Here is a 15,864-nt window from a genome sequence, read left to right as displayed (position 1 = left end):
ACGGCCGAGGCCATGACAAGTCCTGGGGTGTCGGGTCCTGTGACGCTGCGGAGGGAGACGGGCCGCCGATGCGGCGGTGCGGCCGGACGCGGCTGTCTCACCAGGGCTTCAGCTTCTCCCTCCTCCAGCGGCTTCCGCCATCAGGTCCCACCCCCATCCTTCCCGGTGGCCGCCCCCCATGAACGCCCAGCCGACAGACCGGTGTTCGGTCCGGGGATGGGTGCTGTCACGGATGGCGGCGCGGCCGGGCAGCGCACACGCCGGGTGAGGAAGGTACCGGTCGGCCCCTCTCGAAAAGGGCGGGACACGAGCAGCAAGCCCGTGTGCTGGCCGACTCCGCCACCCGCATCCTGCTCGCCGACGACCACGCCCCGGTGCGGCGCGGCGTCCGGCCCCGACCTGGCCGTAGCGGCACCGCGCCGACCTGATCCGGAAGCTCGGCCTGAAGGACCGTCTCGGGCTGAAGGACCGTCTCGGGCTGATCGAGCCCCGAGCGCGTCCGCCATGGGCCTCGGGACTGCGGCCCCCTAGCGCTCGGCCTCGGCTAGCGCTCGGCCTCGGCGTGCTGAGAGGCGGAGGGCGTGCCGGCGCTCCCGGGCTCGTCGTCGTACGCCGGGGCCGGGGGGCGGGGCAGGAGGCCCTGTCCCGTCCGGAGCGCGCGGGCGAGCAGGGGGGCGTGTCCGGCGGCGATGGGGCCGGCGACCGCGAGGACGAGGACGTACCCGGCGATGAACGGGGCGAGCCGGGCGTCGAGTCCGGCGCTGGCGGCCATGGCGGCCAGGATCAGCGCGAACTCCCCGCGGGCCACGAGGGTCGCGGCGATCTCGGCGGCTGGCTCGATGCCGTAGCGGTACACACGGGCGACGAGGAGACCCGCGAGGACGTTCATGACGAGGGTCAGTGCGGCCGCCGCGGCGACCGGTCCGACGACGGAGACGATGTCGCCGGGGTCGATGGACAGTCCGAAGGCGAAGAAGAAGATGGCCGCGAAGGCGTCGCGCAGCGGGTGCACCAGGTCCCGTATGCGCGGGCCGGAGGGGGTGCCGGCCAGGATCAGGCCGACCATGAACGCGCCGATGGCGTCGGCGACTCCGAGGACCTCGGCGACTCCCGCCACCAGGACGGCCGCGCCGAGGAAGCTGATGACGAGCAGTTCGTTGTCGCGGGTCGCGATGAGCCGCCCGACGAGTTTCGTGCCGTAGCGGGCCGCGGCGGCCAGCAGCAGCAGGAAGCCGAAGGCCTTGGCGCCCTGCAGGACCATGTCGCCGGAGCCCTGGGCGCCGCTGATGACCGGCTGGAGGGCGGCCAGGTACAGGGCGAGGAAGATGTCCTCGACCACGATGACGCCCAGGATGAGGCGCGTCTCCGGGCGGCCGATGCGACCCAGGTCGATGAGGATCTTGGTGACGATCGCGGACGAGGAAATCCCGAGGACACCGGCGAGGACCAGCGCCTCCCGGACGCCCCAGCCCAGGGCGAAGCCGAATCCCAGCCCCGCGCCGACGTTGAGCAGCAGATAGATCCCGCCCGCCGTCAGCAGGCGCCGGCCACCGCTCTTGAGATCGTCGAGATGGAACTCCAGGCCCAGGTAGAACAGCAGCAGCACCAGTCCGAGCGCGGAGAGCATCTCGAAGTCGTGCGCGTCCTCGACGATGACGAGGCCGGGGGTGTGGGGGCCGAGCAGGATGCCCGCGAGCATGAACAGCGGGATCATCGGGAGTCCGATTCTGCCGCCGAGGCGGGCGAGGAAGGCGGCGGCCAGGAAGGCTCCGCCCATGGCGAGAAGGCTGTCAGCGTGTCCCACGGATCACCACCTTCGTGGACGCGCAGGCGGATCGCTTCACCGATCGTGGATGGATAGGGGCTCCTCCTTCAAGGGGCTTTTGACGGCAGCGTCGTGCGCCTCTCGGCGGCACGGCCGGGGCCGTGCGGTCGGTGCGCATCCCGAGGCCGCGGCCGTGACGGACAGCGCGGCGGCCTGGGCGGTGCTGCCAGCGTCACACGGTCCCCGGGCCCGTGGCCATCGGTGCCGGGACCCACATCCGGGCGGTGGCGACACCCATCCTCGACGAGACGCCGCCCGTCAGACCTGCCGGTGGTCGATGCCCAGGAGGCTCGCGGCCGCCCGGAAACCGGCTCCGTGGTGGCCGACCGCGAGGGACCAGTGGTGGCCGACGCCCGTGGCGCTCCAGGCGTCGACCCACTCGCCGGGGTCGCGGCCGAAGTCGACGCGGCTGGTGGTGTTGCCGATCTCCAGCAGCGGTCCGGGTACGACGGTGCCCTCGGAAGTGACGAAGGACAGGCTGCCATCGGCGTCCTGGCCGAGGCCGAGCAGGGTGACGGGCCCGTGCCGGACGTCGAACTCCACGCTCACGCCCCAGCCGCGTTTGCCGTGGTAGACGCCGAGGCCGCGCAGCAGCGGATCGCGGGCGCCGACGGCGAGGTGGGCGGGTCCGTCGTGGCCCATCTCCACCACGCCGTCCTCGAAGTTGAGCGCCTGGATCTCGGTGAAGGAGCCTCCGGCGCCGACGCTCTGGGTGGCAAGCTGGGCGACGGACGTGCGCAGTTCGTACTCGCCGGCCGCGGGCACGCCCCGGGCGGTCAGCAGGGAGGCGCCGAGGATCATGCCGGCACCCAGCCGCTCGTGCAGTTCCCCGTCGAGGCCGCGGTGGTAGTAGGCGAGGCTGTCGAGTTCGAAGTCGGCGACCAGCCGGTCCAGGGCGACGGACACGGTCGCGCCCCAGGCGAAGTCCTCCTCCACCACGCTCTCGTCGAGGGTGAAGATCTGCCGGGCGAGGGCCATCCGCTCCCGGGTCTCCGCCTCGGTCACCCGCTCCACGCGGTGTCGCAGGTCGTCGAACTCCAGGACCTCCACATGCGAGCCGAACGTCGTGGCCAGCAGCGTCGGATCGGTCTGCACGTCGAGCATGCCGGGATACACGTGCCCCATGAGTCCGTGCCGGGCGTGCCGGAGCGCGGCACGGACGTGTGCGGCCCTGATCCACTGCTCGATGCGCCGCCAGGCGGACTCCTGGCGCAGCCAGCCCGACACCGACCGGAAGGGGATGCCGGCGCGCCGGAAGACGTTGCCCACCTCGGGGACGGGGCACTGTCCGCAGTAGGCCAGCCAGGCCCCGGTGTCGAAGGAGGCGTGGTCCATCTTCTCGGACGGCTGGAGGTCGATCACCAGGACCGGCGTGTGCGAGCGCTGCGCGATCGGCAGCACCATCGACGAGGTGAGGTACGTCGTCAGGAACAGCACGATCAGATCGCAGTCGGCCCGTCGCAGCTCCTCCGCGGCGCGGGCGCCTTCCCGGGCGTCGGACACGAACCCGGCGTCGGTCACCTCGGCGTCCATCTCCCGCAGACGAGCGGCGACATGGGCGGCCGACTCCTTCAGCTGCGGGAGGAGGCCGGGGAACTGCGGCCAGTAGGTGCCGAGTCCGCCGGCGACCAGTCCGATCCGGGTGCGGCGCCGGGTCACCGGCGGGAGCAGGTCGTGCAGGGCGGCGGCCCGAACGGCCGTGTGGTTCGCGGTCGTTGCCATGGTCAGTGCTCCTTGTCGGAGAGGCCGGCGGGCCAGGTGCTGGGGACGCGCGGGTCCGCTCCGTCCCGTACGGCGCTCGCGGAACGCGGGACCAGGACGCGGATGATGAACACGCCCGCGAACGCCGCCGCCGTCATGCAGGCGGTGATCGTCCAGAGCAGTACGGACGGGCTGTGGTCGGCGAGGGCCGGGGTGAAGAACGCGGCGACCGCGAAGACGCCCCGGGAGAGGGCGTAGGTGAGTCCCTGGGTGGTGCCGCGGGTGTCCGCGGGCAGCGTGAGCTGCGACCACACCTTGTAGTTGGCCTCTCCGGCGAAGGGGTTGGAGAGCTGGTAGAGCACGAAGAAGACGAGCATGCCGGCGAGTGCGCCTGCGGTCAGGGACGCGATGACGAAGGCGAGGATCTGCACCACCGCGGCCACGTGGAACAGCCGGTCCCGCCAGGGGCTGTCGGCGACCCGTACGAAGGCGAACGTGAGCAGTACCCCGATGGGGATGAAAGCCAGGTTGATGCCGGTGGCCAGACTCTGCGAGGCGTCGCTGACGGTGACGAGCAGATAGGTGCCGAACTGGCCGAAGGTGTTGGCCCCGAGGCCCCAGGTCACGTAGAAGACGAACGTCGCGGCCATCGGCAGCAGGGCCGCTCGCGTCCATACACCCTTCAGGGAGATCGCTTCCGGGGCGGCCTCGGTATCCGCCTCCGGCGGCTCGTCGGACAGTTTCAGCCGGGACCGGAGAGCCCAGGTGACGAGTGCCGCGACGGCCAGTTGCCCGGTGATCAGCCGGGCCCCGGTCATGCCCGTGGTGGACAGGACGAAGCCGAGGAAGATGGCGACGGCGATGCCCAGCATCCACATGACCTGTGTGAACGCCACCAGTCTGCCCCGGGCCCAGGGAGGCGCCGCGTCCGAGACCACGGCCAGGGACGTCGGCAGGTCGGCGCCGGCCGCGAGCCCGGCGATCAGGACGCCGATCAGCAGGGTGACGTCGTCCGGCGCGAGCGTGATGACGAGTGCGCCGATCGCGAAGCAGAAGATGTCCCAGTTGTAGACGCGGCGGCGGCCGAAGAGGTCGGCGAGCCGTCCGCCGACGAGGGATCCCACGGCGATGCAGCCGGTGACGATCGCGCTGATCGCCCCGGCCATCCACACGCCCATGTCGTAACTGTCGCGGTAGATGGCCAGGTTGACGGAGATGCTCACGATCAGCCCGGCGTCGAGATAGGAGGCCATGCCCGACAGGGCGGCGGCCTTCCAGAGCGGTGGGGGGATGGGGCGGGTACCGGCCATGATGCGACTCCGTCGTCCGGTGACAGCGCGGTTCCGGGGGCCTGGTCGCAGTGAATATAGGGCGAGAAAAACGTTGCAACAAGGCATCGTGCACGTATGGGTGACATGACGTCGGCCTCTTCGGCTCCGGGTGGAGGCATGGCGTGGCCGCTCCAGCTCGCCTACGGTGAGGAAGGCCTAAAAACGTTTTAGGGGAAGGACCGTGCCCGTGATCTCCCCCGAGCTCCGGCGACTGTTCGACGACCCGCCCCGCGACTTCGGCCCCACCCCCCTGTGGTGGTGGTCGGGTGCGAAGGTCACGCGTGAGCGACTCGCCTGGCAGCTGCGGGCGTTCGCGGAGGGCGGGGTCCACAATCTCGTCGTCATCAATCTGGCCCCGGCCGGCCCGACGTTCGGGGCCCGGGCCGACGATCCGGCGTGGTTCGGCGAGGAGTGGTGGGCACGCTTCACCGACGCCTGCGAGATCGCAGCGGAGCTGGGCACACGACTGTGGTTCTACGACCAGATCGGGTTCTCCGGGGCCAATGTGCAGGGCGGTGTGACACGGCGTCACCCGGAGGCGGCCGGACTCGCGCTGCGCTGCCGTGACGTGTGCGTCCGGCGGGGCGCCGTCGCCCTGACGGAGGCCGGGACGCCGCTGGCCGCGTACTCCCGGCGGGGCCGGCGGCTCGAGCTCGCCCCGAGCGGGGACATCGCCGCCCCTGACGGAACCGAGGTGCGGCTCGTCACCACCGTCCCCACCGCGTTCGACTACCTGGACCCGCATGCCGTGGGCCTGCTGATGGACGCGGTCCACCACGAGTACGACCGCCGCGTACCGGAGTACCTGGGTACCGTCATCGCGGGCAGCTTCCAGGACGAACTGCCCGGCACCAACGCCTGGAGCCGCCGGTTCGCCGACGAGTTCCGCACCCGGCGCGGCTATGACCTGCTCGACCACCTGCCGGCCCTGTTCGGCACGGACGCGGGCGTGCCGGAGGGGAAGATCCGCGCCGACTACTACGGGGTCCGCGCGGAGCTGACCGAGGAGGCCCTGTTCCGGCCGCTCGCCGCCTGGCACCGTGAGCGCGGTCTGCTGCTGGGCAGCGACCAGAGCCACCCCGCCCGCGCCGGCTACCCGGCCCAGTCCACGCAGATCTACACCGACTACTTCCGCACCCACCGGTGGTACGGCGCGGCCGGCAGCGACCATCACGGCGACGCCAAGGTGCACTCCTCCATGGCCCACCTCTACGGCCACGAGCGCGTCTGGATCGAGGCGTTCCACTCCTCCGGCTGGGGTGGCACGCTGGAGGACACCTACGACTGGCTGCTGCCGTTCCTGCGCAGCGGCGCCAACCTCTACAATCCGCACGCCAGTTACTTCGGCACGGCGGGCGGCTGGTTCGAGTGGGCGCCACCGTCCACCGACTGGCGCCAGCCCTACTGGAAGCAGTACCCGGCGTTCTCCCGGGCCGTGGCCCGGATCTGCTCGATCATGTCGTGGGGCGGTTACGCGGCCGAGGTGGCGGTGCTGCACCCCACCGCGACCATGCAGGCGCTCGTCCCGCTGGACGCGCCGGTCCGGCACTTCGGCGACGGCCGGCTGGGCGACGGCCACGCCCGCGCCGACGAGACACAGCGGCACTACCTGGACCTGTGCGGCACGAACAACTGGCTCGGGCCGCACGCCGGTGCCCTGGACCGGCGCGGGATCTCCTTCGACGTCGTCGACGACGACTCGGTACAGCGCGCCGAGGCCACCGACGGCACCCTGCGGATCAGGGACCTGGCGTACAGCACGGTCCTGCTGCCTTCGACGAGCGTGCTGGAGGAGGAGACGGCACGCCGGCTGTCCGAACTGCTCGACACGGGCGGGCGGGTGGTGGTCGTGGGCCGCCCGCCCGGGTCGGCCGCTGGCCGGTCCGGTGACGACGCCGTCGTGGCGGCCCTGCTCGCCCACCCCCGGCTGGAGCGCGTGCGCGACCCCGAGGCCGCCGCCGAGGCGGCGGTCGATGCGGCCGGGCACGCGACGGGCGAAGTGCCGCTGCTCGTCCGGCGGAGGGGGAACGAGGCGGTGGCACTGGTCACGGCCGCCTTCCCGGAGATCGGCGCGCATCCGCTGCGACCGCCCGGCTCCGCACCCGGGCCCGCCCGCGCCTCGTCCGTCACCGTCCGGGCGGGCGTCGCGGAGGCCGAGGTCTGGAACCCGGCGACCGGCTCCCGCAGCCCGGCCCGCGTCACGGTCTGCGACGACGGTGCCTCCTCGACCATCCAGGTGCCGCTGGACGGTGCCCCGGCGGCCCTGGTGGTCTGGCGTGAGGGCCGTCCCGCGCCGACGCCCTCCGCGGGCTGCACGGCTGTCCGGATGCTCGACGTCTCGGCCGGCTGGCACGGCCGGCTGGTCCCCACGATGGACAACACCTGGGGTGATCTGGCGCTGCCCCCGGGAGCGTCCGTGACGGAGCCGCAGATCTGGACCATGGAGTGGACCGAGGGGGCGGTCTGGGAGCGGACCCGGGTCACCTACGGCAACCGGGTCCGGATCCTGCCCCCGGTGCCGCTCGATCGGGCTCCCGAGCCGCTGGACACGGCGTGCGCGGAGCGAGTCCTGGCCGGTGAACTGCCCCTCGTGCCGCAGGACTCGGACTGGGAGAGCGGGGTCTACTCGGCGAGCCGTGGCATCCCCGGCCAGGGCGGGTTGCTGGGCACCAAGGGGCTGGTGAACGAGGAGTTCGTACGCGTCCCCGTGCCGGTCGGGGGAACGGCCGCCCGGGTCCGGGCGATCGTGGAGACCGGCCGTCGGGGGCCCGCCGAGCTGCACGTCGGCGCGGAGTCGGTCAAGCGGGTGTGGTGGAACGGGGAACCGCTGGGCTTGTGCCGCGGCTACCTGGCCTCCGCCCCGGTCACCGTGGCAGACCGCAACGTGCTCGAGTACGAGCTGTCGGACGCCCAGGACCGGTCCTCGACGATCTCGGCCGCCGCCGGCTCGCCCCTCGGGAGCTTCTTCTGTCTCTCCGAGCCGGGCGGACTCGGGCCGCGCCCGCGGTTCATGCGCCCGCCCGACGGGGTCCGTCCCGACGGCCGGGTCGCCTACCGAGCACGGCTCCGGGCGCCGGTCGGCGGTGCGCGGGCGGTGCTCGTCGTGGGAGCCGTCTCGGCGGTGACGGTGCTGCTCGACGGGGAGGTGGTGGCGCGGCAGGAGAAGGTGGAGTACTACGAGGCCGACTGGGGCGCGGTGCCGATGTTCTTCCGTCACGAGCCGGAGCTCGGGGCGGGTGAGCACACACTGGAGGTCGTGGCCGACACCGCCGATGTCCGGGACGCGGTGTTCGTCGACCTGGTGGCGGGTGCGGGGTCCGAGGTGACGGCCCTGGTCAGCGGCGCCGGCTGGGAAGCCGAGACGGGCGCGTGGCGGGGCCTGACCGTGGAGGACGCGCGCAGGCGGGGCGAGTTGCAGCACTGCCACGCCGCCGTACGGCCGCACCCGCTGCCGGACACCGCGTGGCTGGGCGGCCCTCCGGTGCTCGGCGGTGGCGTATGGCCGTCGCGCTCCACCGATGACGTCCGGGCGTCGCCGCAGCGCTTCCGGTTCGTCGTTCCGCCGGGAACGGCGTCGCTGGAGCTGCCGTTGGCGCTGCGGGCACGGGTGCGGGTCGGGGACGGGGAAGAACGGGACGTGGCGGGTGACCGGCTGACGCTCCGTGAGCCGCTCTCGGCGCCTGCCCCGGTCGAGGTGGTCACCGAGCCCACGGCCGTCCTGCGGGGCGGCTCGGCCTGGCACGGGCCGGTTCGGGTACGGACCGTGCCGGCACCGCTGGCCCTGGGCGACTGGCGCGAGCAGGGGCTGGGCGGTTGGAGCGGGGGCGTGGCGTATGCGCGGACGGTGGAGGTGCCGCCCGGGCGCGATCCCGAGCTGGATCTGGGGCGGGTCCGGGGCAGTGTGGAGGTGTCGGTCGACGGTGAGTTCGCCGGTGAGGCGTTCTGTGCGCCGTACCGCTTCCCGCTGCGCGGTACCGCGGGGCGGACCGTCCGGCTGGAGGTGACGGTGCGGGGGACTCTGGCGCCGTACCTCGCGGAGGCCACACCCACCGCCTGGGCGTTCCCCTCCCAGCTGCCGTCGGGGCTGTGGGGGCCGGTGACGCTGCGGATCCCGAAGGTGGGCCAGCCCTAGGAGGGCGGTCGGGTGGAGTCGCGCAGGACCAGGCCGGGGGCGAAGACGCGGGTCTCGTGGAGGTGGTCCGCCCGGGCCTCGATCTCGTCGAGCAGCATCTCCACGGCGGCCCGGCCGAGGTCCTCCACGGGCTGCCGCACCGTCGTCAGGGTCGTCGCCCCGAAGGTCGCGACGTCGAGGTCGCCGTAGCCGACGACCTGCACGTCCTCGGGGATGCGCACGCCGCGTTCGGTCAGGCCCCGGCAGAGGCCGGCGGCGAGGAAGTCGTTGGTGCAGAACACCCCGTCGGGCAGGTCCTTCAGCCCGCGGGCGGTCTCCGTGCCGTACGCGACGGTCATCCGCTCGGTGACGACCTGGTCGAGCCGGGCCTCCCGGCGGCTGCGCACGGCCTGCCGGGCGCCCTGGTAGCGGTCGGCGCACTGGCGTATGCCGCGCTCGCCGTTGACGACGAGGATGTCGCGGGCCCCGCGGTCGAGGAGGTGCTGTACGGCGATGCGGCCGCCGGCGATGTCGTCGACGGAGGCCGAGCAGCCCTCCCGGCCGGGCATCGCGCGGTCGGCCAGGACGAGGGGGATGCCCCGCTCGCGCAGCCGGGCCAGCCGGCCCGGGTCGGCACCGAGCGGCACGACGACGACTCCGACGGCCCGCTGCTCGACGAGCATGCTGAAGTAGCCCTGCTCCCGTTCGGGGGCGTCCCCGCTGTGGCAGAGGACGAGGGAGTAGCCGTGGTCGTAGGCCGCGTCGGCGGCGCCTCGCGCGATGCGGGCGTAGAAGGAGTTGGTGACGTCGGGCAGGACCAGCCCGATCGCGGAGGAGTGACCGGTGCGCAGACCCGCGGCTCCCGGGTGGGGAACATAGTCGAGCGCGGCGACGGCGATGCGGACGCGCTCGGCGGTCTGGGCGGTGACCCGTTCGGGCCGGTTGAGCACGTTCGAGACCGTGGACACCGAGACACCGGCGGCTGCGGCGACGTCCTGGATGCGGGCCGGGCGTGAGGGAACGGCGTCCACCCCCTCGCAGTTGCAGCCGCGCGACCAGGCACGACGATGGCCTTCATGGGCGCCCCAAAGTATAACGTGACCGGGTGTGGAACGTTTTTCCCCACCCGGTCGCCGTCGGCCGCCGGTCAGGCGGAGGGCGCGCCGCTGAGGACCTCCACACGGCCGGTGTCGAGCGAGTAGTAGGCACTGATGACGGCCAGGTCGCCCTTCTTCACCAGTGGCGCGAGGTCCTTGTTGGTCCGCAGGTCGGCGGCGGTCCGCTTGGTATGGATCCGGACCATCGCGTCGACGGGGTCGGTGTGCCGCCGCTCGACGGTCTCCCGGTAGGCCGGCCGCAGGGCTTCGGCGATCGACTGGAGGTTGCCGGGCAGTGGTTCGTCGTCCTTCAGCGCCGTGTACGCCGCCTTGACGGCGCCGCATCGCTGGTGGCCGAGGACCACGATGAGCGGGGTGCCGGACGTCATCGGCCCGTACTCCACGGAGCCGACCACGACCGGTCCGACGACCTGCCCGCCGGTGCGCATCACGAACAGGTCGCCGAGGCCCGTGTCGAAGACGAGCTCCGGAGGCACGCGCGAGTCGATGCAGGAGAGGATCACGCCGTAAGGGTCCTGCGCCTCGGCGACGAACTCGCGCCGCTTCGGATCGCGGTCGGGGTGCTGCAACGTGCCGTCCACCCAGCGCTTGTTGCCGTCCATCAGCCGCGCGAACGCCGACCGGGGCGAGTCCGGTCGCGCGGCCGCCGCGGGAGAGGGCGAGGGCGAGGGCGGGCCCGCTGTTGCCGCGGCCTTGCCCGTGCCGGCGGTGTCCTTCGACGAGCAGGCGGTGAGCAGCGCTGCGCCGGCAGCCAGCCCACCGGTCAGTATGGCCCTGCGCTGCGGTCGTTCGGCGGTACCCATGTGGCCGTCCCCTTTCGGTCGCCGCCGTCCCTGGCGGGAGGCGGTGATGCCACTCTTGCGGGAGGCCGGCCAGCGCCCGTACAGCGCTCGTGCAGCGCAGGAGAAGCACTGATCCAAAACGCGGCCGCGTCCGGACTCTTGGTGACCGGGCCCAGGTGGGACGTCTTCGTCGGCAGGTCGCCGTCCGGGCGGCGGTTTCCGGCGGGCGCGAGGGCGGGGTGACGGGGGCGCGGGCGGGGACGCGGTCGACGCGAGCGTGCCGGGAAGGCGAGGGCGCGGGGTGACGACCGCGGTGACGACACCGCGACCGGCGACGCCGTGCCGCAGTGGCCGCACGGCTTCCCGTCTTCAGCCGGCGTGCCACCTGCCTTGCGGCCGGTGACGGCGGCCGGTATCCGCCGTTAGGTCAGGACGGCACCGTGCCGGTCGCGGCACCGCTCGGTGCCGCCGCTCCGTCGCCGCCGAAGCGGACCCCCTTGGCCTCCTTGCCGACTGCGCTGAGCACGATGACCACGGCCAGGGTGGGCACGATGGTCCATGCCATCGCCGACGGGTAGCCGTGGCGCTCCGCCAGGGCCTCCTGGATCGGCAGGTTGAGCGCGGCGATCAGGTTGCCGAGCTGGTAGGTGACCCCGGGGTAGAAGCCCCGGACGGCGTCCGGGCTCATCTCGGTCAGATGTGCCGGGATGACGCCCCACGCGCCCTGCACGCACACCTGCATCAGGAAGGACGACAGCATCAGCCAGCCGACGGTGGTGGACAGCACGAAGAACGGCACCACGACCAGCCCCGCGGCCGCCGCGATCATGATGGTCCGGCGGCGTCCCAGCCGCTCGGAGTACGCTCCGAGCAGCACCCCGCCGATCATGGCGCCGATGTTGTAGACCACGGCGATCGCGATCGCCGTGTTCGCCGACAGGTCGAGGCCCTTCTTCACGAAGGTCGGGTAGATGTCCTGGGTGCCGTGCGACATCCAGTTGAAGGCGGTCATCAGCGCGACCAGGTAGACAAAGCGCCGCAGCACCGCCGGGTTCCTGAACACCTGGTGTGCGGGGGTGCGGTTGAGCCGGACGCTCTTCTCCCACACCTCGCTCTCCTCCACCTTGCTGCGCACCCACAGCGCGACCAGGGCGGGCAGCAGGCTGAAGGCGAACAGGCCGCGCCAGCCGAAGACGGGCTCGATGAGGAAGAACGCCACGGCGGCCAGGAGATACCCCAGCGAGTAGCCGCTCTGCAGCAGGCCCGACCAGAATCCGCGCCGTTCGGCGGGGATCTTCTCCATGGCCAGGGCCGCGCCCAGACCCCATTCGCCGCCCATGCCGATGCCGTAGAGCAGGCGCAGCACCAGCAGCACGGTGTAGTCGGGTGCGAAGGCGCAGGCGAAGCCGACGATCGAGTAGAAGACGACGTCGACCATGAGGGGGAGGCGGCGGCCCCGGCGGTCCGCCCACATGCCGAAGAGCAGCGCGCCGACCGGCCGCATCACCAGGGTCGCGGTGGTGAGGAAGGCCATGTCGGTGAGGGAGACATGGAAGTCGTCGGCTATCTCGCTGTAGACGAGCACGACCAGGAAGTAGTCGAACGCGTCCATCGCCCAGCCGAGATAGGCGGCCACGAAGGCGTTGCGCTGGTCTTTGGTCAGACCCGCTGCCTGCCCTGTCACGGTTTTCAGCACTGCGGCCTCCCGGAGTTCGCAGCCGAGGCTAGGCACGCGGCGGCGGGAATCGGGCAAAGCGGGGGCAAGTTCTGGACCAAGAGCGCCGATGGTCCGTCAACGGCGTTCGGGGAGCCGCCGTCCCGGTACCGCGACACCGCCGGATGCCGCCGCCTCGATCAGGCGGCGGAAGGTGGGGCACTGAAGATGGCTGGGTGCTGGGCAGGCGGCGGCATGCCGCAGGGAGTCCCGCAGGGCGCCCAGTTCGCGGATCCTGTGGTCCAGTTCGTCCGCCTTGTCCGACAGCATTCGCCGGTCGATCCGCGGCTGCCCGTCGGGCGCGAACATGTGCGCGATCTGGTCGAGCGAGAACCCGGCCGTCCGCCCGAGCGCGATCAGCGCCAGCCGCTCCAGCACGCCGGGGTCGTACTGCCGCCGCAGCCCGCGCCGGCCGGTCGAGGCGATCAGCCCCTTCTCCTCGTAGAACCGCAGCGTCGAGGCGGGCACGCCGGCGCGGTGCGCCACTTCGGCGATGTCCAGGTCTGTCATTGTCTTGACCTCAAGTCGACTTGAAGTAGAACGCTGTCATCCCGTCCCGACGAAGGCAAGCAGAGGGAGAGACCACGATGGACGCCTCACGCAGGTCAGAAGACGAGCAGGCCGCCCGCTGGAACGGGCCCTCCGGCCATGCCTGGGTGGATCTCCAGGATGTGCTGAACGGGATGTTCAGGCCTTTCGAGGAGCTGCTCGTCGACGCGGTGGCCGCCGAGCACGCGGGGAGTGTGCTCGATGTCGGCTGCGGTACGGGCGGCGTCACTCGGGCCGTCGCCCGCAGGGTCGGTCACTGCGTCGGTGTCGACATCTCCGGGCCGATGATCGAGACCGCCCGGGCGCGCGCCGAGCGGGAGGGCGTGCCGGCGTCCTTCATCCAGGCCGACGCGCAGGAGTACGCGTTCGGACCGGCCGCGTTCGACGCCGTCGTCTCGCGCTTCGGCGTCATGTTCTTCAACGACCCCGTGCGGGCCTTCGCCAATCTCCGCGGCACGGTGAGGGACGGGGCGGGGCTGCGGTGCGTCGTGTGGCGGGGTCCCGAGGAGAACCCGTTCATGACGACGGCCGAGCGCGCCGCGGCCCCGTTCGTGCCGGAGCTGCCGGCCCGCCGGGCGGACCAGCCCGGTCAGTTCGCCTTCGCGGATCCGGAGCGGGTCCACCGCATCCTGGCGGAGAGCGGCTGGGCCGGGATCGACATCCAGCCGGTCGACGCGGTCTGCGCACTGCCCGAGAAGGAACTCGTCACTTATTTCACCCGGCTCGGCCCGCTCGGCACGGTCCTGCCGGGGGCGGACGAGCGGACCCGGGCGGAGATCGTCGAGGCGGTCCGGCCCGCTTTCGACCCGTTCGTGCAGGGCACGGAGGTCCGCTACACCGCGGCCTGCTGGACGGTCTCGGCGCGGGCCGCCGGTGCGAAACTTTCGTGAGGTCCGGCCCTCTTCTCCGGGCGCGGGCGACCGGCGCATAGTGAGATCACGATGACGCAGAAAAGAGCCCTGGTGGTCCGAGGCGGCTGGGAGGGGCATCAGCCGGTCGAGGCCACGGAACTGTTCCTGCCCTTCCTCCGGAGCAACGGATACGCCGTCCGGGTCGAGGAGTCGACGGAGATCTACGCGGATGCCGCCGAGATGGCCGGCACGGACCTGGTCGTGCAGTGCGTGACGATGTCGGAGATCACGCGCGAGCAGCTGGCCGGGCTGATCTCCGCGGTCGCGGCCGGCACCGGCTTCACCGGCTGGCACGGCGGCATCGCCGACTCGTTCCGCGCCTCCTCGGACTATCTCCACCTGGTGGGCGGCCAGTTCGCCACGCACCCCGGCAAGAAACCGTGCGAGCGCCGGGGTGCGGCGGACGACAACTTCCTGCCGCACACCATCACGCTCACCGAAGCCGGCCGCGCGCACCCGATCACCGCGGGCATCGAGGACTTCGCGCTGGACACCGAGCAGTACTGGGTGCTCCACGACGACCTCATCGACGTCCTGGCCACCACCACGCATCCCGTCCGGCCGTGGGAGCCCTGGCACCGGCCGGTCACCTCACCGGCGGTCTGGACCCGCCGGTGGGGTGCCGGGCGGATCGTGGTGACGACGCCGGGGCACAGCGTCGACGTGCTGGAGAACCCCCACGTCCGCACCATCATCGAGAGGGGCATGCTGTGGGCGACGCGCACCGCGTCGGGGTCGTAGGGCTCGGCGTCATCTCCCGCGCGTACCTGGACACGCTCGTCGGCCATCCCGGTGTGCGCGTCACCGCGGTCGCCGACCTCGACGCCTCCCGGTCGGCCGCGGCCGCCGCCGAACTGCCCGGTGCCCGGGCGCTGACGGTCCAGGAGCTGCTGAGCAGCCCGGACGTGGACACGGTGCTGAACCTGACGACGCCGGCAGCCCACGCCGAGATAGCGCTCGGGGCGATCGGCCACGGCAAGAACGTCTACGGGGAGAAGCCTCTGGCGGCGACCCTGGAGGACGCCCGGGCCGTCCTGGAGGCCGCCGGGAGGGCGGGCACCGGTGTGGGCTGCGCCCCGGACACCGTCCTGGGCACGGGAGTTCAGACCGCGCGGGCCGCCGTGGCGGCGGGGAGCATCGGACGTCCCCAGTTCGCCTCGGCCGTGATGGTCACCCCGGGTCACGAACGCTGGCACCCTCACCCGGACTTCTACTACACGGCCGGCGGCGGCCCGCTGCTGGACATGGGGCCGTACTACCTTTCGTCCCTGGTCCATCTGCTGGGGCCGGTGCGTGCCGTGACCGGAGCGGCCGGGCGGCTGCGCGCCGAGCGCGTCATCGGATCCGGTCCGCGCGTGGGCGAGCGCATACCGGTCGAGGTGGACAGCCATGTCTCCGGAGTGCTGGAGCACGTGAACGGGACGCTGACGACGCTCACGACGAGCTTCGACGGCGTGGCCACCACGGCCGCGCCGATCGAGGTGCACGGCGACAGCGGCAGCCTCGCGGTCCCCGACCCGAACCGCTTCGACGGCGAGGTGCGCCTCCACGCCCTCGGCGACACCCGGTGGCGCGCCCTTCCGGTGTCGGCGGGTTACGCGGACGGCGCACGCGGCGTCGGACTGCTCGACTTCGTCACCGCCGACGGTGAGCGGGTGCCGCGGGCGAGCGGTGAACTCGCCCTGCACGTGCTGGAGACGATGACCGCTCTGCTGCGTTCGGCTGCCGAGGGGCGGCGGATCGAGCTGACGACGTCGGCACCGGTGCCCGCGCCCGTGCCCCTGACGGCCGCCGCGCAGTGGCACGGCCGGCCCGCCTGAGG

At 72.4% G+C, this 15,864-nt stretch carries 11 protein-coding genes; 4 read left to right on the top strand and 7 right to left on the bottom strand.

Annotated elements, in window-relative coordinates:
• Positions 1 to 544: 544 nt before the first annotated feature.
• The 3 genes from IO24_RS0125670 to IO24_RS0125660 all read right to left on the bottom strand — a co-directional run bounded on the left by IO24_RS0125670 (position 545) and on the right by IO24_RS0125660 (position 4,836).
• The gene (locus tag IO24_RS0125670; protein ID WP_031139328.1) at positions 545 to 1,804 is read right to left on the bottom strand and encodes a cation:proton antiporter; all 1,260 of its coding nucleotides are present in this window, start codon (positions 1,802 to 1,804) and stop codon (positions 545 to 547) included.
• A gap of 279 nt (positions 1,805 to 2,083) precedes the next feature.
• The gene (locus IO24_RS0125665; RefSeq protein ID WP_031139326.1) at positions 2,084 to 3,547 is read right to left on the bottom strand and encodes an L-fucose/L-arabinose isomerase family protein; all 1,464 of its coding nucleotides are present in this window, start codon (positions 3,545 to 3,547) and stop codon (positions 2,084 to 2,086) included.
• Positions 3,548 to 3,549: 2 nt separating this feature from the next.
• Positions 3,550 to 4,836, bottom strand: a complete 1,287-nt coding sequence (locus IO24_RS0125660; protein WP_031139324.1) for an MFS transporter — start codon at positions 4,834 to 4,836, stop codon at positions 3,550 to 3,552.
• A gap of 208 nt (positions 4,837 to 5,044) precedes the next feature.
• On the opposite strand from IO24_RS0125660, the gene IO24_RS0125655 reads away from it, so the two are divergent.
• Positions 5,045 to 8,989, top strand: coding sequence for a glycosyl hydrolase (locus IO24_RS0125655; RefSeq protein ID WP_031139322.1), 3,945 nt, complete (start codon positions 5,045 to 5,047; stop codon positions 8,987 to 8,989).
• Here the strand turns inward: IO24_RS0125655 and IO24_RS0125650 are convergent.
• From IO24_RS0125650 to IO24_RS0125635, 4 genes are all read right to left on the bottom strand, one after another.
• Positions 8,986 to 9,999, bottom strand: a complete 1,014-nt coding sequence (locus tag IO24_RS0125650) for a LacI family DNA-binding transcriptional regulator (RefSeq protein WP_031139321.1) — start codon at positions 9,997 to 9,999, stop codon at positions 8,986 to 8,988. The two genes, IO24_RS0125655 and IO24_RS0125650, sit on opposite strands and share 4 nt — an antisense overlap.
• A 116-nt stretch (positions 10,000 to 10,115) precedes the next feature.
• A complete protein-coding gene (locus tag IO24_RS40995) occupies positions 10,116 to 10,889 on the bottom strand; it encodes a carbonic anhydrase (protein ID WP_031139319.1) in 774 nt (257 codons plus the stop codon).
• 406 nt (positions 10,890 to 11,295) lie between these two features.
• On the bottom strand, positions 11,296 to 12,564 hold the full coding sequence (locus IO24_RS0125640) for an MFS transporter (protein ID WP_031139317.1): 1,269 nt from the start codon (positions 12,562 to 12,564) through the stop codon (positions 11,296 to 11,298).
• A 96-nt stretch (positions 12,565 to 12,660) separates the two neighbouring features.
• Entirely contained in the window at positions 12,661 to 13,092 is a 432-nt protein-coding gene (locus tag IO24_RS0125635; protein ID WP_031139315.1) for a helix-turn-helix domain-containing protein, read from the bottom strand.
• Positions 13,093 to 13,169: 77 nt separating this feature from the next.
• Between IO24_RS0125635 and IO24_RS0125630 the strand changes: the two genes are divergently transcribed.
• Genes IO24_RS0125630 through IO24_RS0125620 form a run of 3 tightly spaced genes read left to right on the top strand, consistent with a single transcriptional unit; the run spans position 13,170 to position 15,862 of the window.
• On the top strand, positions 13,170 to 14,021 hold the full coding sequence (locus IO24_RS0125630; protein ID WP_031139313.1) for a class I SAM-dependent methyltransferase: 852 nt from the start codon (positions 13,170 to 13,172) through the stop codon (positions 14,019 to 14,021).
• 51 nt (positions 14,022 to 14,072) lie between these two features.
• On the top strand, positions 14,073 to 14,783 hold the full coding sequence (locus IO24_RS0125625; protein ID WP_031139311.1) for a ThuA domain-containing protein: 711 nt from the start codon (positions 14,073 to 14,075) through the stop codon (positions 14,781 to 14,783).
• Entirely contained in the window at positions 14,753 to 15,862 is a 1,110-nt protein-coding gene (locus IO24_RS0125620) for a Gfo/Idh/MocA family protein (protein WP_031139310.1), read from the top strand. Before IO24_RS0125625 ends, IO24_RS0125620 begins: the two co-directional genes overlap by 31 nt.
• Positions 15,863 to 15,864: the final 2 nt, after the last annotated feature.

The sequence above is a fragment of the Streptomyces flavovariabilis genome, assembly GCF_000725785.1.
In the GTDB taxonomy this organism is placed as follows: Bacteria; Actinomycetota; Actinomycetes; order Streptomycetales; family Streptomycetaceae; genus Streptomyces; species Streptomyces hawaiiensis.
Note: the sequence above shows the minus strand (reverse complement) of the source record. Positions and strands in the feature narration are given on the sequence as shown.